General features: G+C 47.8%; 1 pseudogene. It reads right to left on the minus strand.

The window, feature by feature from the left end:
- Positions 1-757 (minus strand): annotated as a pseudogene (locus KIV40_RS27345) (DUF3372 domain-containing protein); the annotation flags it as partial.

The following is a 757-nucleotide window of genomic DNA, read 5'->3' on the forward strand; positions in this document are numbered from 1 at the left end:
CGACGGTTGTTTTCAACTTCACCAAAGTTCCAACCTTCACCGTAGAAGTAAACTTCTGGATTGACTTCACGAGCTGCAGCGAGCGTCTGTTGCATTTGAGATAGAGGGTGGTGGCCCATCAAGTCCCAACGGAATGCATCAATCTTGTATGCTTCAACCCAAGTTTGAATCGAGTCATCAATCAGCTTAGCGAACATCGCATGCTCTGGCGCCGTGTTTTCACAACAAGTCGAAGTCTCGACCATACCTGAATCTGGAACCAGACGCTGGTAATATAGCGGTACGACTTTATCGAGTACCGATTTGTCATTCATGCCCGAAGCGTTAGTGTGGTTGTACACCACGTCTACTACCACGTTCATGCCAACATCTTTTTCACGGAATTCAAGAATACGGGTTGTGCCTTCTGCATCAGTTGCGTAAGAGCCTTCTGGCACCGTGTAATGGAATGGGTCATAACCCCAGTTATACGAATCGACTGAACGCACGTATTCATTTAGCCCTTCGACGACGGCGTTGTCTTTGCTGTCTGTCGCTTTGAGCTCTTCAAAGGCTTCGGCGATGGTGCCACCACTTGAACAGTAATCACTGTAGCGGCTGTCGTTCTTAATTGATTCATTCAAAGAACAAAGCTTGCTGAACGGCTCATCGATATCCGCGACTTGGTCTGGATCTTCGTTGATGGTCGCGATGTCAAACACTGGCATTAAGTGTAGGTGGGTCATGCCTGCTTCACTAAGCTCTTTGAGGTGGTTCA

Source organism: Vibrio sp. D173a (genome assembly GCF_030248475.1).